Genomic DNA, 21,402 nt, shown 5'->3' with positions numbered 1-21,402 from the left:
TGCTTTTTTATGCCTTTTATCCTGAAGTGTGAGGGTTTTGTAAAGTTGTTGGTTATTATTTTTAATAGGGCAAAGTCTGTGTCTTGGGGGGAGTATGCAAAGAAAAGAAAACGGGTTCACCTTAATTGAGTTGATGGTGACCATTGCGGTGTTGGCGATAGTGGCTTCAATTGCTGCTCCATCATTTTTGGATACTCTTGCATCTCAACGCTTAACCACAGCTAGTAATGAAATAGTTTCTGTATTTTCTGAAAGCAGAAGGCAAGCAATGGTTTTGAATAATACTGTTGCAGTCTGCTTAAGTAAGGATTCAGCTAAAACAAGCGTAACAGAAACAGCTTGTATCACTCAGCTTTTGCCTACGGCAAATGTGAATCAGGTCATTGCTCAAAAACGGGTACAGCTTGTGAACATCTCAGAAAAAGTGGATGTGGAATCTGCAGACTATGGTGTTGTTTTTAATGCAAATGGGACAGTTTCATCTCCAATAACAATAGAAGTATGTTCTAACGGTAAAAGTAAAACTGTGAGTGTGGCTTTAATTGGAACATTAAGCCAATCTAAAGGAACTTGCTGATGAAAAAAAATCAGATAGGCGTAGGCATGGTTGAGGTTTTAGTTGCCTTAATATTGTTGGCTATTGGTGTTTTAGGTTATTCCGCATTGCAATTGCGAGCGATTGATGCGGGCGATGAAGCTTTAGTTAAGTCTCAATCTGTCATGTTGTTACGTGGGTTGACTGAAAGCATTCGTGTAAATACGCAGGGGCAGGGGAGTTATCCTGCGGCAGTAAGGTCGTATGCATCGAAGAATGCACCTTCAGCGCCTAAAAGCTGTTTGAATTCAACTTGTACACCTGCACAAATGGCAACTTATGATGCCTATTTGGTTGCACGTGCTGCAAATCAAATAGGTGTTGTAGTTAGTATGCATCAATGTCCTGGGGTGCAGTCAGTGCGTAGACAATGCTTATTTGCAGCATGGGGAGATACAACAGTTTCTGCCAGTAGTTATGCGGGGTGCATGAGTACAACGGGTGTGTATGTCGCTAATGCGAGATGTGTAATGATGGAGGCATACTAATGAACAAGAAGCCTCATCATCTTAAATATAGTCAAAAGGGTTTTACTTTAATTGAACTCATAGTTGCACTTGCACTGGGTTTGTTAATTACAGCAGCTGCAACTCAATTGTTTCTAGGCGGTGTTGTCTCAACGCGTATTCAACAAGCTAATGCTGAACTTCAGGATAGTGGCGTATTTGGACTAGAGTATGTGGCGAGAGATGTGCGCTTGGCTAATTATGGAAATATTAGTAACCCTGAGTTGACGAATACAACCCCTATGGGAGGGATTGTATTTTCACAAGGTGGAGCAAATTCCAATGTATCTGAAGATATTGGGGAAACATCGGTTACTCGGCAGGGACTAGGGTCGAACGCTTCTGAAAACAGTGATCAATTAACGATTCAGTTTATCGCACCAAACAGAATGTTCAATTGCGAAGGTGAAGAGGTTCAAGCGGGTGAATATGTGATCCAACGTTATTTCTTGCGAAAAGATAATAATGGTGCAGCTACGGATTTAGCACTTGCTTGCGATGCAAATAAGCATGGTGTTACCTCTGCCGCAGGTATTGCAAACTTTGGTGGAAATAATGAAGGGCAGGTGATCATGCCTAGAGTTGATCACCTTCGTTTTTATTTGGGCACCATGACTAAAGATAGTACGCATACCAATATCACCTATGCATATTATAGCATTAATGACTATATTGCTGCCGTCAATGCTGCACGTAGTAATGGAGAACCTCTTCCTAGAGTTGTATCAGTAAAAGCTGTAGCTGTCGTAAGATCTATGGATAACACTAATAATGAATTAATAGATGAAACTAAGCCAGTTCAGGGGCTTGATAGTGCAGTAACTCTTACTGCGGCAAATCAAACAAAGCATTTAAGACGAACTTATATCACAACCATTGCAATACGTAATGGAATGGGAGACGCATTATGATCAACAATCACAATTTTTCTTCCCAACGTGGTGCGACGCTAATTGTTGTGATGATGATTTTATTGATCTTGACATTTGTAGGCGTTTTAGCAATTAGAGTTGCAATGTCAAGTTTAAATATTTCAACTCATACACAAGTTGGTCAGTTTTTAAGCCAAACTGCAGATACGCCAATTAATCAGGTATATACGGGTAATTTGTCGACCTTAGTTGATTTGAGTGGCGTGATTGGTTACGCATTGCAAGATAGTAAGTTGGAGCCTGGGAATGAATACAACTTTTGTTTCAAGCCAATGTCTAATGAAAAATTTGGCTCAACCTTAGGTGTTGCAGTTAAGCGACCTCCTGTGAGTAATACAGCTAAAGCTTCTGGTTTAGCATCGGGCGGTAGCGACGGTTTTTGCGATTTAGATAAAGATTTTGGAAGCAGTCGTGAAGCGGTAATTACTCAGGTTGCTGTAACTATTCCTACAGATGCAATTGTTGACTTAAAACCAGGTGCTTTGTTGAGTCGAGGGACAAACCTAAGCTTAGGCACGATTATGCCTAGAAATGTGGTTGAACAACAACGTGTACGTGTTACTACCACATCTATTGTACCTAGTTTTTCGCATGATCTGAGCGCTGCTCAAAACTGTATTGGTACAGGTAGTGGGTCTGTTGGCTATATTAGCGATGATACAGGTGGTGATACACGCGGTTTTGAAACGATTGCAAAATGTTTGGCGAAACTTGGCGTGCCAGTGAACTCACAAACTCAGGAGTTTAACTTGCAGACGATCTTTAATCAGACTAAAGATCCTTGATGAAGAGGATAACATGATGAAAAAGCAAACTTATAAATTAGCTGGTGTCTTAGGATTAAAGAACATGAATTTACGTCCATTGGCTGTCGCTTGTATGTCGTTTATGGGTACTTGTGTGTTAACAGCATCTGTGGCACAGGCCAGTGATTTACAAATTTATGCAACTCCAACTGCAGGTCAAAAAACCATTGTGATGATGTTGGATACATCAGGGTCGATGGGAGGTACGGACCAAGGGCAAACAGGTTCGCGTTTAACGCGGTTAAAAAATGGAATGTATGCCTTATTAAATAGTGATGAACCTGTTTTACGGGAAACTAAAGTCGGGTTGGGGAATTACTCATCTGGTGGTGATGGGCGTACGGGACAGATTTTGGTAGAAGCAGATAAAATGGGTCCAGTGAATTCTGCTCATAGACAAAAATTGAAAGCTGCTATAGACAATTTAAGAGCTTCAGGCGGAACTCCAACAGCACACGCCTATGCTGAAGCAGCTGCTTACTTGATGGGAACCAACACTTTAAAACGAGCAACTATTAAAGTGGATAAATTTAAGACAGAAACGAAGTCTGAAATTGTTGGTTATTCGTGTACAAATACATCATATCCTAATTTATACGGAAGTCGTTGCTATGATAGAAAGTGGGATTATTCTATAACGGCATCACCCAATTATAAAAATGTCACTCGACATTATCAATGTGCTTCATGGAGAACTACAGATTTTATTAATGAAGTACAGCGATGTTCTTCTACTGGGTGGAGTGAAGTTTCTGGTATTCCGAATGGCTATGAGCAAGACGGTGTGTATTATATAGAAGAAGTTCAAGCACAAGATAGCAATTATAGTGGTTTTAATAAATCAGAAAAAGGTGCTATACGTGATGATTTGAATTATATTTCTCCACTTCCTGCTGCAGCCCAAAGACAAAGTTGTGATGGTCAAGGGGTGTATATTTTGTCTGATGGTGAGGCAAATAACTCACGAACAAGTTATGCAGAACCGATCATGCAACAAGCGCTCAATGATACAGGGTTTCGTTGTTCGGATGCTGGCTTAAGTTCCAGTGGGTCTGGTGCTTGGCATTGTATGGGGGAGTTTGCTAAATACTTATTTGATAAAACTAAAAACCCAGCGGGCGTGTCTATTCAAACAGCATTTGTTGGTTTTGGTAGCGATTTTAACGGATTATCTAAGACACATGTACAGCAGGCATGTAAGATTAGCTCTCGTACACAAGACGACCGTCGTTCTAATGATGCTTGTTCACCGACTGCAGACACAGTACATAGATTGACTAAGCCTGGCTATGGTAATGGTGGCTATTTTGAAACACAAGCTACAAAAGGAGTAACCGACAGTGTTATTCAATTTATTAAAAATTTGGGGGATACTAAAATTGAACCTTTACCGACAGGTGCAATTTCAGTTCCTGTAGATGCACTGAATCCGAATGGCTTTCAACCTTACGGTTATTTACGTGCCTTATCACCAAATCCTGGACAGCCTGTTTCAGTTTGGGCGGGTAATCTGAAAAAGTATAATATTGTAAATGGTGCACTTGCAGATGGTGCAACGACTGTATTTACTGAATTGGGTAAATTTGATTTAACCACGCGAGATATTTGGAATAATACAGGTGTTGCAGATGGTGGATTAGTCGATCAGGGTGGGGTGTATTGGAATTTACCAATGCCAACACAAGAAGTAGAAGCCATAACTGCTAACCCATTAACAAATACTCGTGCTGTGCCTAAAATTCAAGCAAACCCGAATGCAATCCGTAACTTGTTTACTGATGCTGCTTCTGTTTCTGCTGGTCAATTGACAGCAGCAACACAGGGAGTATTGTTAGAAATACCTGCAAAATCGGGTGCTACAACAGTGAGCGGCGAGTACATTTTAGACAAATTTAACAATCAAGCTGTACTCGAAGATTTTCCATTATTGTTGAAATACAAACTTTTAAACTATTTAGGCTATAACCTAGATTTAACCACCCCAACAGAATTGCCAACCCAGTTAAACGTACCGACACAACCCTTTATTAGTTTAGGTGGAAGTATTCACTCTTTCCCAGTGCAATTAACTTACTCTGGTGAGTTGGATGTCAATGGTGATTTAACCTCGGTACGTCAGCAATCGGTTTTGTATGGCAGTATGGAGGGTGGTTTGCATGTGGTTGATGCTCGAACTGGTATTGAACAAACTGTTTTTGTTCCATCTGAAATTTTAAATAATCCTGATGCATCTAGAGCTTTGCGTTTTGGCGAAGCTGGGACTGTACAACATGGTATTAGTGGTGCATGGATAGCCGATCCTGCTTATAAAGCGGAACGAGGTACGGGTACGGGTTCGTCTGTTGTAATTGCCAGAAAAATGAATGTTTATGGCGGGATGCGTATGGGCGGTAAAAGTTATTATGGGATGGATTTAATGAATCCAAGAAAACCAGAATTACTTTTTAGAATTGGTGCAGATCAGAGTGGTTTTTCAAGAATGGGACAAACTTGGTCTAAACCTGTAGTCGCAAATATTCGGTACCAAGATAAAATTCGTCGTGTTTTGATCGTTGGCGGTGGTTATGATCAATGCTATGAATATCCACGATTTAGCTTAGGTAGTGCAAATCCTGCTGAGTTTGGTGGTGGTTGTAATAAAACTGCTGCGGAAGGTAATGCAGTTTATATTGTAGATGCACAAACAGGTGAGCGTTTATGGTGGACAAGTAATACGGGTTCAAACTTAAATAATGCCAATTTAGTCCATAGTATTCCATCACGTATTAGTACTTTAGATCGTGATGCGGATGGTTTAGTAGACCACTTGTACTTTGGTGATTTAGGTGGGCAAGTTTTTCGTATTGATTTGAATAATGCGAAAGGTACTACAGCAAGTGGGTTTGGGAAAAATGTTATTCGCTTGGCAAATTTAGCAACGACCAGTACAGGTTCTGCTGTAACTAGCGGTGATGCACCACGTTTTTATCAGCCACCAACGATTACCATACACGATGAAGGGAGTGATACCTTTATTGTGGTTGGAATTGCATCAGGTGACCGTAGTACACCACTTGATGTTGCTCCAAGTCGAGGACGAGAGAGCTTAAAACCATTCGATCCTATTCAGAATAGACCTACTAATAAAGTCTATGGATTGATTGACCGTGACTTTATTGAGCCTGAATTAATTAGAGGTAACTATACAAGTTTTAAATCTCAAAATATAACATTGGACCAATTACAGCCAAACCCTCAAAATTTAAATGCATCACTAATTCGGAATACCTTTTTAGGTACGGGGTCAGGTGTTAAGCAAGGCTGGTATCGTTCTCTTTCAAGCAATTACTTGGGTAGTGAAGTGGCAGGGAGAACACCTGGAGGGGTAAAAGCATTTGAAGAAGAGCCTATTGCAATCAAAGGAAATTTATTTATTCCTGTATATGATCCAGAAGGTACGGGTGTTGAGGATGCTGACCCATGCCAACCAAGAATTGTTGGTGAATCTAACCGCCAGCAATATTGCTTACCGTTTGGCATATGTTTGAAAAATGGGTTAAAGGATACTGATTCTGAAAAGCGTACGGGCATGATTATTGAAGATGGTAAAAATAAGAATGTCCTTGGGGCAGGTATTCGTGGTATCACTTTAGGTCCAGTAGGTGGTGGATCGGGCAGTGGTTCTGGAGGTCCAAATACAAATAGTTGTGGAACATTGACATTGATTGGCAATCTTCAAGGAGCGGGCGAGTGGGAATGTTTACGTGTTCTTAATCCTGTACGATGGTATGAAAAAAATGTCGCACCTTAATAGTATTAATAAAGGTAACACTGTGGCAAAGTGCCATAGTGTTGCTTTTAAAAATGGATTCACATTGATTGAGGTTATGGTGGTAGTTGTGATACTTGCGATTATTTCTGCTATTGCCTTACCATCTTATGTGGCTTATACCCGTAAAGCTGCAGCATCGCAAGCTGAACAAGAGATGCAAAAAATTGCAGAGCAATTGGAGAGGCATAAATCTCGTAATTTTAGTTATAAGGGGTTTGATCCCAATTATATATATGGGAGTAATGCTCCGATGACAGAAGTTACCTTAAAAGAGTACTCGATCACGATAAGAGATATGAATACTGGAAAGCTTCTCACCTCAGCGGATGCTGATATGCGGGGGAGAAATTGGTCAATAAAGGCGGAAACAACAGATAGTCAAAATTATAATTATTTATTTACGAGCACAGGCATACGTTGTAAATCTAAAGCTTCTATCTCGACTTATCAATCATGTCCAGGAACAGAAACATGGTAGTTAAATATAAACAAGGTTTTACGCTTATAGAGATTTTGATTGTTGTAGCAATTATTGGTATTTTGGCGATGATTGCTTATCCTTCTTATACGCAATATGTGATTAAAACGAAAAGAGTTGATGCTCAAAGTAAGATGATGGAAATATCTCAGAAGCTTATGCAGTATAAAACTGCGAATGGAACTTATTCTGGGGTGAGCTTAACCGATAGTAAAATTTATGGAGCAAGTGTATTTCCTGCGACAGGAGATTCAACATATACATTTGATTTATCAGTTCCGAATGCTAATAGTTGGATATTAACTGCAACACCTGTGAATACAAGTACTCAAAATGGAAATGGCTCAATAGCTATAAACAGTCAAGGACAAAAGTGTTGGACTAAAGGTTCAAGTTGTCTACCAACTGCTGCAACAAAATGGGAATAATTTAAATTCAAACCTGCGGATAAATACGTTTAGATCTTTCATTCAGGGCAAAATTCACGTAAAATACTGCCCTCTATGAAAGGGGTTTGAAATGTATCGATGGTCGATACAGGGATAATCCGTAAAAACTATAAGGTTGTATCATGGTAGTTATTCGTCTTACTCGTGGTGGTGCTAAAAAGCGTCCATTCTATCAAATCGTTGTAACTGACAGCCGCAATGCGCGTGACGGTCGTTTCATCGAACGTATCGGTTTCTTTAACCCAACAGCTCAAGGTAAAGCAGAAAAACTTCGTTTAGATGCTGACCGTTTTGCTCACTGGGTTGCACAAGGTGCTCAACCTTCTGAACGTGTTGCTTCTTTAGCTGCTCAAGCGAAGAAAGCTGCAGCTGCTGCATAATTTAATGAATTAAGTAGTAGGTAGCCCATGACACCAACACAGAATGTGCCCGAAGATCGTATTCAGATTGGACAGCTACGTTCAGCTTATGGATTAAATGGGTGGCTCTGGGTCTATTCCAATACAGAACCCATGAGCAACATATTTGACTACCTGCCTTGGTACATTGAAACCAAAGCAGGTTGGCAAATGGTCGATGTAAAACGTTGGAAACCACATGGCAAAGGCTTGGTGGTCAGCTTAAAAGGTGTGAGTGATCGTACCGCAGCAGACAACTTGGTTGGCGCAAATATCTGGATTTCAAAAGCGCAACTGCCTCAACCAGGCGTGGACGAGTATTATTGGTCTGATTTAAAAGGTCTAACAGTGTTAGGTCTGGACGATGACGAACAAGAAGTGAACCTCGGTCAAATCCATGAATTGTTTGAAACAGGTGCCAATGACGTGATGGTAGTTCGCGCAACTGCCGATAGCGTCGATAGCGAAGAGCGTATGATTCCATGGCATAAAGATGTGGTACAACGCGTTGATCTCGAAGCGGGTCGCATCTACGTAAATTGGGGCGTAGATTATTAATCCATTCAGGATTCGCAGAGCAGGAAAATAGAGGAGTCTGCGGTGTTTTTTGCAGTCATTACGCTTTTTCCTGAAATGTTTGAAGCGATTACAGCTTACGGTATTAGCGGACGTGCAGCAAAACGTGACTTGATGCAAATTCATTGTATTAATCCACGTGATTATGCACAGGGCAACTACAAACGGGTGGATGAACGTCCATTTGGTGGTGGTCCAGGTATGGTGATGATGGCAGAGCCTTTGGCGCAAGCAATCCAGCATGCCAAAAATCTTGCACAGCAAGCGGGTGCAGTTCATGTGCCAGTGGTGTATATGTCACCACAAGGCAAAACCCTAAATGAGACTGCAGTACAGCAATTCGTTGAATATGATGGATTAATTGTATTGTGTGGTCGTTATGAGGGTGTCGATGAGCGTTTAATTCAGCATTATGTCGATCAGGAATGGTCGATTGGCGATTACGTTTTATCGGGCGGTGAACTACCAGCGATGGTGTTGTTAGACAGTATTATCCGGAGACTTCCGGGTGCAATGTCTGATGAACAATCTCATGTGCAAGACTCATTTGTGGATGGTCTTTTAGATTGCCCACAATATACCAAGCCAGACCATTTTGAAGGGTTGGATGTGCCTGAAGTATTAAAGTCGGGTCATCATGCCAATATTAAAAAATGGCGGTTTTTGCAGCGTTATCAACGGACTTTAGAGCGTCGACCTGAGTTGATTGAAAAAGTTGAGTTGAGCAAGCAGCAAAAAAAATGGCTAAAAGATTCGCAAGGGTAGACCAAATAATTGGTTTATCTAAGCACCATGGCTACAGGCAGTTGGTTTGTAGTCTTAAATAGGCTCTTTATGCATTGAAGCGGTCAGGCATAAAGGGAAAGTCAATCGGGCCTATGCGCTTTAGCCTCTAGACCCAGTGGAAATCAGACCTCTTCTGACCCACACATACTGGAGATACCCCATGAGTGGTAAGCATCCTTTAGTACAAGCTGTTGAAAATGCACAGCTTAAGCAAGACATCCCAGCTTTTGCACCAGGCGATACAGTTATCGTTCAAGTAAAAGTAAAAGAAGGTGATCGTGAGCGTCTTCAAGCATTTGAAGGTGTGGTAATTGCGAAGAAAAACCGTGGTTTGAACTCTGCGTTCACAGTACGTAAAATTTCTAGCGGTGTTGGTGTTGAGCGTGTTTTCCAAACTCACTCTCCAATCGTTGCTAAAATTGAAGTGAAACGTCGTGGTGACGTTCGTCGTGCTAAACTTTACTACCTACGTGAACTTTCTGGTAAAGCTGCACGTATTCGTGAAAAGTTGCCAGCGCGTAAACAAGGTTAATTTTAACTTTGCTTTACTGCAAAAAAATGCGCCCTTGAGGCGCATTTTTTTGTCTGATCGTTGAGTTTATAAACCTTGTAATTTTAAACGGTTGGCATGTTGACGATAGACATCGACAGGGTCTGGGGCAAAAATACTTTTTAAACCCAGCAGTTGGTTTACTTCATCTAAATGATTCCAATAGTAATTGTCACGAATGGTTTTACCAAATTTGGCACTACAGCGTGAAACCAGACCATCGTTATCACGACCCGCATCAATCAATAAACTGGTTGCCAGCATGGCTGAGTCTGGATCTAATAAGTTGGTGACTGCGGTATTGCCTGTAAATGAATAGAATTGAATGCCTTTTTCTTGATAAGCTCCCTCACCACAACTTGTCGTTGGCATACCCATCGGGAATTTGCGGTTAAATTGTGCAGAACCCGCCAAACTTAAACTATTTGCGCCTGCCAGTGAGTCATGCGGATAGCTATTGGGGTCTAAACCTTGCGCCCAAGTAATGGTTTTAGAAACCAAATTAACCATATCGATTAATGGTTTTTCTAAGGCCGAACCTTGGACTTTTAGAATAAAGTCGGCCACAGGTGAGCCTTTATTTGGTGAACCTACAGCAGTTAAAGAGGCGACTTGAGCAGGCATGACGCCTGCAACATAACGAATGGTTGGACCGCCGTGTGAGTGACCCACTAAGTTGACTTTGCTTGCGCCTGTAATGGCTAAAATTTCATCGACTTGTTGTGCCAATTGTTCGCCACGAATTTCCGATGAATTAAAAGGGGATACGCGGGTTGCCCAAGTGTTGGCGCCGTTACGTGCTAAGTCGGGTAAAATTTGATACCAATAATCGACACCGAGTTGATCGCCACCAATATTGATAAAACCTGCCATACCGTGAGTAAACACAATCGGATATTTGGTTTTGGCATAACTGGAGATCACGAAGTTAGATTTGACCTGTTCTGCATTGGATGCGTGCGCGGTACTGAGGGTACTGGCCGCGATTAAGCCTGCAATGAATAATCCATATTTCATATAACATCCTCTATTTTATTGTGCTTTCCTAGCATGACAATATCTATTGTCAAATATTATTATTCAGGAAATTTGCAAGATTGCAAGTTCTGAATGATTAATGGTTGTTGAAAAAATAGTTGGTTTAAAAGGTCTTCCTGCACGTGAATTTCAAGCACAGGAAGATGGTTTTGCCAAGATTGAAATGAGTTTTACTATTACAAGCCTTGTAATTTCAATCGGTTGGCATGTTGTCGATACAGTGCAACAGGGTCAGGTGCAAACAAGCCTGTTAAACCAAACATCATGTTGGCAAGGTCGGTATGATTTAGTCGGTAGTTGTCACGAATGACTTGTCCAATGTGGGTACTACAACGTGCGACCATGCCATCGTTGTCTAAATTGCCATAAGACAGTGGGCCGAGTTGCATTAAAATAGTGTCGATATCCAGTAAATTGGTGGCTTGAGCGACACCTGTCCATGAATAGTAATGAATTCCGCGATCTACTTTGGCACCGCTGCTGCTGCAATTTGCGGCCAAGGCTGTGGTTGGAAAACGACGGTTAAAATCTGCAGACGCTGTTTCAGTTAAAGAAGCCATCGAGGCATCAAAATCCACAGGCATGTCTGGCTGTTGCTGCGCCCAAGTAATGAGAGGCGCCACCATATAGTCGCCTAAAATATTAAACGCGGTACGAGATAAACGATTATTTTGAATATCATCGGCAACTTTGGAGCCACGGAATGTTCCTGCAACACCGGTAATTGATGCCACATATTCAGGTTTGGTCGCAGCTACATAACGTACTGTTGGGCCACCATGTGAGTGACCAATTAAATTGACTTTGGATTTTCCAGTGATTGCCATGACTTCTTCGACTTGGGCAATCAGTTGTTCACCTCGAAATTCAGTACGATGTGCAGGGGAGAGTTGTGCAGCAAAAACGGTTGCGCCATTACGTGCCATATCTGGCAAAATTTGATACCAATAATCCATATTAAAGGTTTCATTGCCAATGCGTGACCAACCGAGCCAGCCGTGGACCATAAGCAATGGATATTTGGTTTTGGCATAGTCAGATTTGGCCTGTTCCTGAATAGGCAACACGCTTGAAGCCGCTTGAGCGACACCCATTGAGCCGAGCAAGCAGCCAGTGACAGCCAATGTAATTGCCTGTATGTTAGAGATGATGGTCATAAAACAATCCTGTGTTCTTTATTTTTATTACAAGTGAAGTGGTGGCTTCGCTTCCCTCCTGAAAGCTTCAGATATGCAAGTTGCCGTTGCTTGCGGCACGTTATTGTGAGTCATCCTCGACTATTTTTTGTACGCTCAGGTATTTTTTCATGCGTAATTTAGAAAAAACATATCATTTGGGGACAGTTATTGCGCATTGTCCCAGAGATTTGTAAATCTACATGCATCTTGATATCTATTTAATATTTATAGACATTTGTATATTAAATCGTTGTGGTGAGTTTGTACTAAAACAGCTTTTCAGGCATAAAAATGGGGCATGTTGCATGCCCCAGTTGTTCTATGCAATATGTTAGTCAGCAAAAGGTAATTTTCCACCTTGATCATGTACCTGTTCAAAGGTTTCTAAACGCAATTGCTCTTGTGGATTTTGAAAATGCTGTCCGCGTAATTGTTTCACGGCTTGTTGCTTGGCTTGATCATTCATTCCACTTTGCATGATTTGATCACGCGCACTTAAATAATCCTCTACTCGTGATTTCCACTGACTGCGTTGCCCATCTAATTGTTCTAAACGTTGGGTTGCTTCTGGACCAACCAGATTTAAACGCATTTGGCGGATTTCAGCAGCAGAACCACCACGTGCTTTAATTGCCGCAGTCAAGCTGCGTAAATCTTGCAAGGTGTTCAGCTGTTCTAAATTTTCTTGCCAATCTTGAGGTAATTGTTTAAATAATTCCTGCAATTGTCGTGCTTTTTCAGCTTCAGATAATTTTTTATCATCCATGACTGCCATGCGCTTTAGGGTATATTCGTGATAGGCATCTTCCGTACCAAATAAACCTTCAATTTCATAATCAGAAAAATATTGTTTACGCAGATTTTGCATGCTGCTAAAAATGCTGCGGTAATATTGCGGATCTTCCTGATTTAAATTCGGTGCTTGCAGTTGTCCAAGCGCATTGCGATAGTCCAAATAACGCTGCCATAAATCTAAAATTTGCGATAAGGCAGGCTCTTTATGCCCTTGTTGAATATAGCTTTTAAAATCACCACGAATCTGTTCAATGCTTTTTTCGCCATATTGGGTAATAAAATATTCAAAACAGTTACGGGTTTGCTCATTCACAATCAGACGATTACTTGCATCCAGTTTAAGCTGACAATTGACTTCGGTGTCCTGCTGACTTGGGCTTAAAAAATTTGCAGCAGGGTTATTTTGCATGGCTTGCTGCATGCTCAAAGCTTGAGATGTTTCATCATTTGAGCTTTGCTGGGGTGATGTATCGGGGGAGTTTGATTGTGGCATCAGCCAATACACCAAAGTTGAAATGAGCAGTATCACTACGCCTAAAACAATCCATATTTTATGTTTCTGCATTCCAATGCACCTGTATATCCATTTTATTTTTTTAATCCTAAGCCCCAAATATGCCATAAAAGTAAATCGCTGTTCTAGAAATGTTGTCATTTATCGCGGCAGATTGTTACCATGACGCAGTTTTGCTTTGACCTATGTGTGCTATGAAATCATCTGCGGCTAAAATCCAGCGTCGTGCCATTAGTGGTGTATTTTTATTGAATAAGCCTTTGGGCATCAGTTCCAATGCAGCATTGCAAAAAGTGCGTTGGTTATATCGGGCGCAAAAAGCAGGACATACGGGAGCATTAGATCCATTGGCTTCGGGTTTACTGCCGATTTGTTTGGGTGAGGCGACCAAATTTTCGCACTATTTACTCGATTCGGTGAAATGCTATCAAACCACCATTCAATTGGGACACAGCACCACCACGGGAGATGTCGAGGGTGAAGTGCTGTTGCAGCAGGCTGTACCTGCATTGAGCCAAAAGAGCATTGAACAGGTATTGGCACAATTTCAGGGCGATATTATGCAAGTTCCGCCCATGTATTCTGCCTTAAAAAAAGAAGGGCGTCCGTTGTATGAATTGGCACGACAAGGCATTGAAATTCAACGTGAAGCGCGTCCAGTCACAATTTATGCCATTGAGTTACTGTCTTTTACTGAACAGAGCATCACTTTGGATGTGACTTGTTCTAAAGGCACGTATATTCGTGTTTTAGGTGAAGACATTGCCAAAGCCTTGGGTACTTATGGACATTTGACCTATTTGCATCGGATTAAAACGGGACATTTTGACCTGATTCCAAGTTATAGCATTGAATATTTGGAAAGTTTAAGTGAAGCAGAACGTGAGGCTTTATTGCTGCCTGCGTATGCACCTGTGCAGCATTTTCTACACATTCAAGTCCCTGAAGGACGCGCTGAATATTTTAGTCGTGGCATGGAAAGTAATATTGACCATCCTGCAGCAGCGCAAGTGTTGGTCTTTGATGGTGAAAAGTGTTTAGGTTTGGCTGAAGTTACAGATAAAAAGCGCTTGGTACCGAAACGGGTTTTAAATCTCTAAGCTTTGTTCAGATACATAACTTGAATAAAGTGAGTAAGTGAATTAAAGCTTTTTATACAAATAGTTGCAGGATTTTGGATTGATCCTCTATACAGTACTTAGAGGATTAAAACGAAATTAAAAAACTGACTCCAAAACCGATGTGGATGTGCGAGTAGATTTTTATCAATCTGTTCGCCGCGCATGGGTAAAAAACAGAGGTCTGCACATGAATATTTTTGAAGCTTTACGCCAAAGTCACGACATTCAACGAGATTTAGCCCGCCAACTGACGCAAACTTCAGGTGATAGCCCTGAACGTAGAGCGGTATTTGAACAACTTAAAAATGAATTATTTGCGCATGCAGTGGCAGAAGATCGCTATTTTTATATTCCCTTAATGATGACTGATGCGGGTTTAAATATCACTCGCCATGCTTTGGCAGAGCATCATCAAATGGATGAATTACTCGAACAATTAACCGAAACGGAAATGAGCAACACGGGTTGGCTGGCAATTGCCAAGCAACTGTCAGATAAAGTGCATCATCATTTAAAAGAAGAAGAACATGGCTTTTTTCAGCAGGCAGGCAAAATTTTGTCTGAACAGCAAAAACAAAGTCTAGCCAAGCAATATTTGGCAGAATATGAAAAATACCAACAGATGTCTAAAAACAGCTTGGTTTAAACATTCTGGTTTAAATATTCTGTGGCTGTTTGGATTTTTTTACTGCTCTAAAAGTAACGCCGACCGAAGCTAACATAATGCAGCACAAAGCCAGCCATTGCAGGCTGGTGATTTTCTCACCCAATAAAACTAAGCCTGTCAGTGCAGCCAAAGCAGGCGACAAACTGGACAGTGTGCCATAACTCATTTTGCTGAGTTGTTTCAGCGCTTGTAAATCTAAAGCATAAGGAATAGCGGTGGCGAGTACTGCAATAGCAAGTGCTTTGCCCCAATATTGAGTTTCAAACAGAGCGGGTGCATTGTTATACAATCCAAATGGAATTAAAGCCAAAGCCGAAATACTGATGGCGATGGTCAGCGCGTGCATGCCAATATTTTGCTGCACCACTTTTTGCCCAAAATAAATATAAAAAGCCCAGCACAATCCTGCACCTAAGGCACATGCTGTACCAAACAGACTAAAATGATCACCTTGCGCTTTCCCCCAAGGCACCATAAGAATAATGCCTAAAATTGCCAACAATACCCAGACATAATCTTTACGGTTTTGAATGGACAATAAAGCCAGCCCCAAAGGCCCGACAAACTCTAAACCCACCGCAATACCTTGTGGCAATTTGCCCAACGACAGATAAAACAGAATATTCATTAAGCCCAAGGCGGCGCTATAGCACAATAAGTCACGCCATTTTAAGTGTGCGAGTCGTGACAGAATTTGCCATGAGCGAAACATGATTGCCACAATTACACTGGCAAAGCACAGTCGCAAAATCGTCACAGTAAGCGGGTCAAGCACCTGAAACAATTGTTTGGCAAAAGAAGCACTGATTTGATAGGAGATCATGGATAAAACCATGAACAACACCGCAGTGAGTTGGGCGTTTGGCATGGGGCAGAAAAATACTCAACAGTGTGGAAATGGGAAGGTCAGGCAGATTATAGCAAGTTTAAAAATACAGGGCTGTGGCAACTCAAGGTTACTCATAGATCAGGCATAAAAAACCACAGTGCTAAGACTGTGGTTTTTTGTAGCACCAGCGTGTGGTCTTAGAACAAGACACGTACGCGAATTGTGCCTTCAACTTCGTGTAAAGTATCTAGTGCTTCTTTAGATGCAGTCGCATCAACATCCATCACTAAATAACCGACATCACCTTTGGTCATAAGTGATTGACCAGAGATGTTGATGCCGTGTTCAGCAAACAAGTTGTTGATTTTAGACAATACACCTGGAATATTTTGGTGAATATGCAATAAACGGTGCTTGCCTTCAGTCAATGGCAGTGCAATTTCAGGGAAGTTCACTGCAGACAAAGTCATACCTTTATCTGAATATGCAACAAATTTCTCTGCCACTTCTAAACCAATGTTCGCTTGCGCTTCCATGGTCGAACCACCCACGTGCGGTGTTAAAATCACGTTTGGTAGGTTACGTAGTGGGGAAACAAATTCTTCACCATTGGCTTTTGGTTCTTTCGGGAATACGTCAACTGCAGCACCTGCAATATGACCAGACTTGATGGCATCTGCCAAATCTTCAATCACCACACAAGTACCACGTGCCGCGTTAATGAAAATTGCGCCTTCTTTCATTTGTGCAAATTGTTCTTTTGCCATGAAATTGCGGGTAGAGGGTACATCTGGAACGTGTAAAGAAACCACGTCAGCATTTGCCAATAATTCGCCCATAGAGCCAACTTGACGTGCATTACCTAACGGTAACTTGGTCACAGCATCATAATAAATGACCTGCATACCCAAGCTTTCAGCCAATACTGAAAGTTGAGAACCGATTGAACCGTAACCCACGATACCTAAAGTTTTACCACGTGTTTCAAATGAACCTACAGCAGACTTGTTCCAGCCACCTGCATGTGTATCGGTTGATTTTTCAGGTACGCGACGTAGCAATAAAATTGCTTCAGCCAATACCAATTCTGCAACCGAACGGGTGTTTGAATAAGGGGCATTGAAAACTGGAATACCACGTTCCATTGCTGCAGTTAAGTTCACTTGGTTTGTACCAATACAGAAACAACCTACCGCAATTAGTTTGTTCGCAGCTTCAAAAACTTCTTCAGTTAGCTGTGTACGTGAACGAATTCCGATGAAATGCGCATCTTTAATCGCTTCTTTTAACGCATCGCCCTCAAGCGCTGTTTTACGATAATCGATGTTGGTATAACCCGCTGCATTTAACACGTCGATTGCGTTCTGGTGTACGCCTTCTAACAACAAGAAACGAATTTTATCTTTAGGTAGTGAAAGATGTTGGCTCATTACGGCTCCGCTACAAAGGCCAAATTTAGTGGCGGTATGATAACATAGGAGATGGGTCGATATACATTTCCTTTATGACCAAGAGTGCAGGTATTTTTTGTCAGATATAATCTCTTTCAGAAATATTGCCCAAAATTATCCTGTTCTTACCACGTTATATTATCGGAATTGCCAATATTCACAGGTTTTTCAAAAAAATCGCTTATAATAAGCGGCACACATGAAAGCCAACCCACGCTGTTGCTTTGATGCACATATTTAGTCTGCAGTATCTTCAAATTGATCAAGATATGCAGACAGTCGCTTTTCTTCCTGTTTAATTCTTGCTAGGTCTGCAAACGATGAATGCTCCAGTCGCTTTAACCCCTGAGTTATTGACCCAATTAACGGCAATAGTCGGTGAAAACCGTATTAAAACGGATGCCGATAGCCTCCAAAACTGGGGTCGTGACCATACAAAGCATTTTGATCCGAACCCATCGGTCATCGTTTTCCCATCAAGCACAGAGCAAGTACAAGCCATTGTAAAATTGGCGAATCAGTTTAATGTGGCCATTACTCCATCGGGCGGACGTACAGGTTTATCTGCGGGTGCGGTGGCAGCCAATGGTGAAATTGTAGTCAGCATGGACAAGATGAACCAAATCTTGGAATTTTTCCCTGCAGACCGTATGGTACGTGTGCAAGCGGGTGTGGTGACTGAGCAACTACAAAACTATGCCGAAGAACAAGGCATGTATTATCCAGTCGATTTTGCATCTTCAGGTTCTTCACAAATTGGCGGTAATATTGGTACCAATGCGGGCGGTATTAAAGTCATTAAATACGGCATGACCCGTAACTGGGTGTTGGGTCTGACTGTGGTAACAGGCAAAGGAGATATCCTGCGTCTGAACAAAGGCATGATCAAAAACGCAACAGGTTATGCGCTGCAACATTTATTTATTGGCGGTGAAGGCACACTTGGCTTAGTGACCGAAGCTGAAATTAAGCTAGAACGCCAACCGCAAGATTTGCAAGTGATGGTGTTGGGCGTACCTGATTTTAATTCGGTGATGCCTGTATTACATGCTTTCCAAGCTAAAATTGATCTGACTGCATTTGAATTCTTTGGTGAATTGGCGATGCAAAAAGTCTTGGATCATGGTCATGTGCAACGTCCATTTGAAACCCAATGTCCATTCTACGTGTTACTTGAATTTGAAGCGCCATTTGAGCCAATTATGGACAAGGCGATGGAAATTTTTGAACACTGTATGGAACAAGGCTGGGTGATGGATGGCGTATTGAGCCAAAGCCTAGACCAAGTTGAAAGTTTATGGCGTTTGCGTGAAGACATTTCTGAGTCGATTGCACCGTTTATTCCATATAAAAACGATATTTCAGTATTGATTACTCATGTTCCTGCATTTATTCAGGAAATTGATGCAATTGTGGCAGAAAACTATCCTGACTTTGAAATTTGCTGGTTCGGCCATATTGGTGATGGTAACTTGCACCTGAACATTCTTAAACCTGCCGATTTAAGCAAAGACGAATTCTTTGCCAAATGTCAGGTGGTAAATAAGTATGTATTTGATACTGTGAAGAAATATGATGGTTCTATTTCTGCAGAACACGGTGTAGGCATGACCAAAAAACCATATTTGGAATATTCACGTTCAGCTGAAGAAATTGAATATATGAAAGCGTTGAAAAAGGTTTTTGACCCTCAAGGCATTATGAACCCAGGCAAATTATTTGATTTGTAATTCCTTTCGCCTTTCATTTATTTAAGTGAATTGAAAAACGCATCCTCGTGATGCGTTTTTTTATGCCGCTGTTTTAATTTTACATTTCTGTTCTAGCGTTTCTGCTCGAACAAGGCATCATAGAAGCATAAATAATAATCAACATTTTGGAGGAGTTATGTTGCGTTTAATCACGGTTTCCGCATTGGGTGTTGCGTTATTGTCAGGCTGTGCGACTACACAGAATATTATTTCACAAGTTACGCCTGCAGAAACACCTTTGGCGCAGGTACTCAAACAACGTCCAGATTTGCGTAAAGAATTGGCTACCGTTGAAATTCGTCAATACTTTAACCGTGTCGAAGCACCAACTGCGGCAGAAGTAAAAATTACCGAAACAGGCTTAATGGATGATTCGGTACGTTCAATTCGTAGTATTTATCACTTTAAAAATATTAATGGACAATGGCAGCAGGGTGATGTGCAAACCGCTTACTTATGCGCACGTGGTAAAAATACCAAGACTTTCCAAAGCAAAAAATGTCCTTAAATTGCTGTAGGGCTTAGGTAAATCTTGCATGATGTTCTAAAAATGCAACAAAGCGTCTGTGGATAATACTCGTGTTATCCACAGCTTTTATTTAGGATGACTTCATTCGATTCAAAAACGTGTGAGCGCAGCATGTCCATCAAAACGCTAGCATTTCTACACTGTAATGATCGCCTCATTGCCGTGGGTAGTTTTATCCTGTACTTTCGGTATTTTCATATTATGAATTGGGCAATACCGTATCGCCTTAACCCGCTGAAGGAGGTGATGCCTAACTTGGTCTGATGTCACATCAAGTGCCGCAATTTATTTAACGGACTTAAAAAATGCGCCATAAATTTGCCATTCAACTCTGTTAAACTGCAGCTCAATTTTCTATTTTTATGGGCTAAACGCGGCTGACTTGCATCGTTTTGTCCTTTATAACTCATGCCACAGCAGCAAAAAAATACCATTCAACGTGCCACACTCATGTTTCCCTTGGCTTTGGTCTTGTTTGAGTTCGCGGTTTATATTGGCAATGACTTGGTTCAACCCGCAATGTTGGCCGTCACACAAGATTTTGGTGTCAGTAGTGCATGGGCAGCTTCGTCCATGTCATTTTATTTGCTGGGGGGTGCTTGTGTGGCGTGGTTATTGGGGCCACTCTCTGACCGTTTGGGACGCAAAAAAGTATTATTGGGCGGCGTGGCATTTTTTACCCTAACCTGTTTATTGATTTTATTGACTCAGAACATTGAAAGCTTCCTTGTTCTTCGTTTTTTTCAAGGTTTTGGTTTGTCAGTCATTAGTGCAGTCGGTTATGCGGCTATTCAGGAAAACTTTGCAGAACGTGATGCAATTAAAGTCATGGCGCTCATGGCGAACGTCTCTTTACTTGCTCCCTTGCTCGGCCCAGTCTTAGGTGCATTTATGATTGAGCATGTTTCTTGGCATTGGGGTTTTATCGGCATAGCACTGTTGGCATTTTTGAGTTGGTTTGGACTGAAAGCCAAAATGCCTGAAAATCAGCAGCGTATTCCCAAACCTCCATTTCGAGATGTATGGGATGATTTTAAACAAGTTTTTCAAAATACCAGATTCTTAGGTTTGACATTGGCGCTGCCCTTATTGAGCATGCCTTTAATGTTGTGGATTGCGTTATCTCCTGTGATGTTGGTGGAAGAGTTAGGCTTTAGTAGTCTGCAATACGGTTTGGCGCAGTTTCCTGTTTTGGGTGGTTTGATTTTAGGCAATCTGGTACTGATGAAAGTCATTGACCGTTTACCTTTAGGAAAAACAGTCTTGATTGGTTTACCTTTAATGTTGTTGGGTAGTGTGCTGATCGTATTGGGGGCAATTTGGCAAAGCTATTTTGTTTGGTGTTTGGTGATTGGTATGAGCTTGATTAGTTTTGGTGAGGGAATGAGCTTCTCAGTCTTATACCGTTTCGCCTTAATGTCATCGGAAGTGTCTAAAGGTACTGTTGCTGCTAGTGTTTCAATGCTATTGATGCTGTGCTTTTTTATTGTGATTGAACTGGTGCGTGTTTTATATATGCGGTTTGATATTTGGGCGTATAGTTTGGCTTGTTTGGTGCTGATAACGCTCTGGTTTAGTTTGCCACGCATGATGCTTAAACAGGTGATGCAGGAGCGAGTTGCTGCAGGGCAGTTTTAAGGGG

21 protein-coding genes and 1 pseudogene are annotated in these 21,402 nt (G+C 41.4%); 17 read left to right on the top strand and 5 right to left on the bottom strand.

All coding sequences use genetic code 11. The features are described from left to right. Positions 1 to 94: 94 nt before the first annotated feature. The 11 genes from FTT74_RS11715 (at position 95) to rplS (ending at position 9,869) form a co-directional block, all read left to right on the top strand. On the top strand, positions 95 to 577 hold the full coding sequence (locus FTT74_RS11715) for a GspH/FimT family pseudopilin (protein ID WP_154321236.1): 483 nt from the start codon (positions 95 to 97) through the stop codon (positions 575 to 577). Then, on the top strand, positions 577 to 1,083 hold the full coding sequence (gene pilV, locus FTT74_RS11710) for a type IV pilus modification protein PilV (protein WP_178866799.1): 507 nt from the start codon (positions 577 to 579) through the stop codon (positions 1,081 to 1,083). The genes FTT74_RS11715 and pilV overlap by 1 nt, the downstream gene beginning before the upstream one ends. Then, positions 1,083 to 2,012 (top strand): PilW family protein, encoded by a 930-nt coding sequence (locus tag FTT74_RS11705; RefSeq protein ID WP_257221856.1) that lies wholly within the window; start codon positions 1,083 to 1,085, stop codon positions 2,010 to 2,012. The genes pilV and FTT74_RS11705 overlap by 1 nt, the downstream gene beginning before the upstream one ends. Continuing rightward, on the top strand, positions 2,009 to 2,818 hold the full coding sequence (locus FTT74_RS11700) for a hypothetical protein (RefSeq protein WP_179989068.1): 810 nt from the start codon (positions 2,009 to 2,011) through the stop codon (positions 2,816 to 2,818). The genes FTT74_RS11705 and FTT74_RS11700 overlap by 4 nt, the downstream gene beginning before the upstream one ends. A 64-nt stretch (positions 2,819 to 2,882) precedes the next feature. Then, positions 2,883 to 6,629, top strand: coding sequence for a VWA domain-containing protein (locus tag FTT74_RS11695; RefSeq protein WP_179989067.1), 3,747 nt, complete (start codon positions 2,883 to 2,885; stop codon positions 6,627 to 6,629). Continuing rightward, positions 6,616 to 7,128: a type IV pilin protein gene (locus FTT74_RS11690; RefSeq protein WP_178866805.1), complete on the top strand. Its 513-nt coding sequence runs from the start codon at positions 6,616 to 6,618 to the stop codon at positions 7,126 to 7,128. Before FTT74_RS11695 ends, FTT74_RS11690 begins: the two co-directional genes overlap by 14 nt. Continuing rightward, positions 7,122 to 7,556, top strand: a complete 435-nt coding sequence (locus tag FTT74_RS11685; protein WP_154320273.1) for a type IV pilin protein — start codon at positions 7,122 to 7,124, stop codon at positions 7,554 to 7,556. Before FTT74_RS11690 ends, FTT74_RS11685 begins: the two co-directional genes overlap by 7 nt. A 143-nt stretch (positions 7,557 to 7,699) precedes the next feature. Continuing rightward, positions 7,700 to 7,957 carry a 30S ribosomal protein S16 gene (rpsP, locus tag FTT74_RS11680; protein ID WP_004974526.1) on the top strand — a complete coding sequence of 86 codons (258 nt, stop codon included), beginning with the start codon at positions 7,700 to 7,702 and terminating at the stop codon, positions 7,955 to 7,957. Positions 7,958 to 7,984: 27 nt separating this feature from the next. After that, positions 7,985 to 8,533, top strand: coding sequence for a ribosome maturation factor RimM (gene rimM / locus FTT74_RS11675; protein WP_096901260.1), 549 nt, complete (start codon positions 7,985 to 7,987; stop codon positions 8,531 to 8,533). Between the two features lie 42 nt (positions 8,534 to 8,575). Beyond that, entirely contained in the window at positions 8,576 to 9,316 is a 741-nt protein-coding gene (gene trmD / locus FTT74_RS11670; RefSeq protein ID WP_179989066.1) for a tRNA (guanosine(37)-N1)-methyltransferase TrmD, read from the top strand. A gap of 181 nt (positions 9,317 to 9,497) precedes the next feature. Further along, the gene (gene rplS / locus FTT74_RS11665; RefSeq protein ID WP_004974529.1) at positions 9,498 to 9,869 is read left to right on the top strand and encodes a 50S ribosomal protein L19; all 372 of its coding nucleotides are present in this window, start codon (positions 9,498 to 9,500) and stop codon (positions 9,867 to 9,869) included. 66 nt (positions 9,870 to 9,935) lie between these two features. On the opposite strand, the gene FTT74_RS11660 is transcribed toward rplS, so the two are convergent. The 3 genes from FTT74_RS11660 to FTT74_RS11650 form a co-directional block, all read right to left on the bottom strand. Beyond that, positions 9,936 to 10,904, bottom strand: coding sequence for a triacylglycerol lipase (locus tag FTT74_RS11660; protein ID WP_179989065.1), 969 nt, complete (start codon positions 10,902 to 10,904; stop codon positions 9,936 to 9,938). 197 nt (positions 10,905 to 11,101) lie between these two features. Then, the gene (locus tag FTT74_RS11655) at positions 11,102 to 12,019 is read right to left on the bottom strand and encodes a triacylglycerol lipase (RefSeq protein ID WP_257221858.1); all 918 of its coding nucleotides are present in this window, start codon (positions 12,017 to 12,019) and stop codon (positions 11,102 to 11,104) included. 415 nt (positions 12,020 to 12,434) lie between these two features. Then, complete coding sequence (locus FTT74_RS11650; protein WP_179989063.1) at positions 12,435 to 13,463, bottom strand: lipase secretion chaperone; 1,029 nt, start codon at positions 13,461 to 13,463, stop codon at positions 12,435 to 12,437. Between the two features lie 143 nt (positions 13,464 to 13,606). Between FTT74_RS11650 and truB the strand changes: the two genes are divergently transcribed. Continuing rightward, the gene (gene truB / locus FTT74_RS11645; RefSeq protein ID WP_154320279.1) at positions 13,607 to 14,512 is read left to right on the top strand and encodes a tRNA pseudouridine(55) synthase TruB; all 906 of its coding nucleotides are present in this window, start codon (positions 13,607 to 13,609) and stop codon (positions 14,510 to 14,512) included. A gap of 208 nt (positions 14,513 to 14,720) precedes the next feature. Continuing rightward, positions 14,721 to 15,179, top strand: a complete 459-nt coding sequence (locus tag FTT74_RS11640; RefSeq protein ID WP_179989062.1) for a hemerythrin domain-containing protein — start codon at positions 14,721 to 14,723, stop codon at positions 15,177 to 15,179. 10 nt (positions 15,180 to 15,189) lie between these two features. Here FTT74_RS11640 and FTT74_RS11635 read toward each other — a convergent pair whose 3' ends face one another. Further along, positions 15,190 to 16,068 (bottom strand): DMT family transporter, encoded by an 879-nt coding sequence (locus FTT74_RS11635; protein ID WP_179989061.1) that lies wholly within the window; start codon positions 16,066 to 16,068, stop codon positions 15,190 to 15,192. 158 nt (positions 16,069 to 16,226) lie between these two features. Continuing rightward, the gene (gene serA, locus FTT74_RS11630; RefSeq protein WP_104852617.1) at positions 16,227 to 17,459 is read right to left on the bottom strand and encodes a phosphoglycerate dehydrogenase; all 1,233 of its coding nucleotides are present in this window, start codon (positions 17,457 to 17,459) and stop codon (positions 16,227 to 16,229) included. A 341-nt stretch (positions 17,460 to 17,800) separates the two neighbouring features. On the opposite strand from serA, the gene FTT74_RS11625 reads away from it, so the two are divergent. The 4 genes and pseudogenes from FTT74_RS11625 to FTT74_RS11610 all read left to right on the top strand — a co-directional run bounded on the left by FTT74_RS11625 (position 17,801) and on the right by FTT74_RS11610 (position 21,398). Next, a complete protein-coding gene (locus FTT74_RS11625; RefSeq protein ID WP_004974544.1) occupies positions 17,801 to 19,210 on the top strand; it encodes an FAD-binding oxidoreductase in 1,410 nt (469 codons plus the stop codon). A gap of 157 nt (positions 19,211 to 19,367) precedes the next feature. Beyond that, entirely contained in the window at positions 19,368 to 19,739 is a 372-nt protein-coding gene (locus FTT74_RS11620; RefSeq protein ID WP_004974545.1) for a hypothetical protein, read from the top strand. 138 nt (positions 19,740 to 19,877) lie between these two features. Continuing rightward, positions 19,878 to 19,987: pseudogene (locus tag FTT74_RS11615) on the top strand (pirin family protein); the annotation flags it as partial. A 181-nt stretch (positions 19,988 to 20,168) separates the two neighbouring features. Beyond that, positions 20,169 to 21,398 (top strand): MFS transporter, encoded by a 1,230-nt coding sequence (locus FTT74_RS11610; RefSeq protein WP_167846350.1) that lies wholly within the window; start codon positions 20,169 to 20,171, stop codon positions 21,396 to 21,398. The last annotated feature ends 4 nt before the right edge of the window (positions 21,399 to 21,402 follow it).

The organism is Acinetobacter sp. YH01007 (assembly GCF_013420425.1).
Lineage (GTDB): Bacteria > Pseudomonadota > Gammaproteobacteria > Pseudomonadales > Moraxellaceae > Acinetobacter > Acinetobacter towneri.
The sequence above is the reverse complement of the archived record's forward strand: the minus strand, read 5'-3'. Positions and strand labels throughout refer to the sequence as shown.

Bases quoted from the DNA above. Each gene is read 5' to 3' on its own strand.
- FTT74_RS11715 (WP_154321236.1), top strand. From the start codon at position 95: ATGCAAAGAAAAGAAAACGGGTTCACCTTAATTGAGTTGATGGTGACC.
- pilV (WP_178866799.1), top strand. From the start codon at position 577: ATGAAAAAAAATCAGATAGGCGTAGGCATGGTTGAGGTTTTAGTTGCC.
- FTT74_RS11705 (WP_257221856.1), top strand. From the start codon at position 1,083: ATGAACAAGAAGCCTCATCATCTTAAATATAGTCAAAAGGGTTTTACT.
- FTT74_RS11700 (WP_179989068.1), top strand. From the start codon at position 2,009: ATGATCAACAATCACAATTTTTCTTCCCAACGTGGTGCGACGCTAATT.
- FTT74_RS11695 (WP_179989067.1), top strand. From the start codon at position 2,883: ATGAATTTACGTCCATTGGCTGTCGCTTGTATGTCGTTTATGGGTACT.
- FTT74_RS11690 (WP_178866805.1), top strand. From the start codon at position 6,616: ATGTCGCACCTTAATAGTATTAATAAAGGTAACACTGTGGCAAAGTGC.
- FTT74_RS11685 (WP_154320273.1), top strand. From the start codon at position 7,122: ATGGTAGTTAAATATAAACAAGGTTTTACGCTTATAGAGATTTTGATT.
- rpsP (WP_004974526.1), top strand. From the start codon at position 7,700: ATGGTAGTTATTCGTCTTACTCGTGGTGGTGCTAAAAAGCGTCCATTC.
- rimM (WP_096901260.1), top strand. From the start codon at position 7,985: ATGACACCAACACAGAATGTGCCCGAAGATCGTATTCAGATTGGACAG.
- rplS (WP_004974529.1), top strand. From the start codon at position 9,498: ATGAGTGGTAAGCATCCTTTAGTACAAGCTGTTGAAAATGCACAGCTT.
- FTT74_RS11660 (WP_179989065.1), bottom strand. From the start codon at position 10,904: ATGAAATATGGATTATTCATTGCAGGCTTAATCGCGGCCAGTACCCTC.
- FTT74_RS11655 (WP_257221858.1), bottom strand. From the start codon at position 12,019: ATGGGTGTCGCTCAAGCGGCTTCAAGCGTGTTGCCTATTCAGGAACAG.
- FTT74_RS11650 (WP_179989063.1), bottom strand. From the start codon at position 13,463: ATGCAGAAACATAAAATATGGATTGTTTTAGGCGTAGTGATACTGCTC.
- truB (WP_154320279.1), top strand. From the start codon at position 13,607: ATGAAATCATCTGCGGCTAAAATCCAGCGTCGTGCCATTAGTGGTGTA.
- FTT74_RS11640 (WP_179989062.1), top strand. From the start codon at position 14,721: ATGAATATTTTTGAAGCTTTACGCCAAAGTCACGACATTCAACGAGAT.
- FTT74_RS11635 (WP_179989061.1), bottom strand. From the start codon at position 16,068: ATGCCAAACGCCCAACTCACTGCGGTGTTGTTCATGGTTTTATCCATG.
- serA (WP_104852617.1), bottom strand. From the start codon at position 17,459: ATGAGCCAACATCTTTCACTACCTAAAGATAAAATTCGTTTCTTGTTG.
- FTT74_RS11625 (WP_004974544.1), top strand. From the start codon at position 17,801: ATGAATGCTCCAGTCGCTTTAACCCCTGAGTTATTGACCCAATTAACG.
- FTT74_RS11620 (WP_004974545.1), top strand. From the start codon at position 19,368: ATGTTGCGTTTAATCACGGTTTCCGCATTGGGTGTTGCGTTATTGTCA.
- FTT74_RS11610 (WP_167846350.1), top strand. From the start codon at position 20,169: ATGCCACAGCAGCAAAAAAATACCATTCAACGTGCCACACTCATGTTT.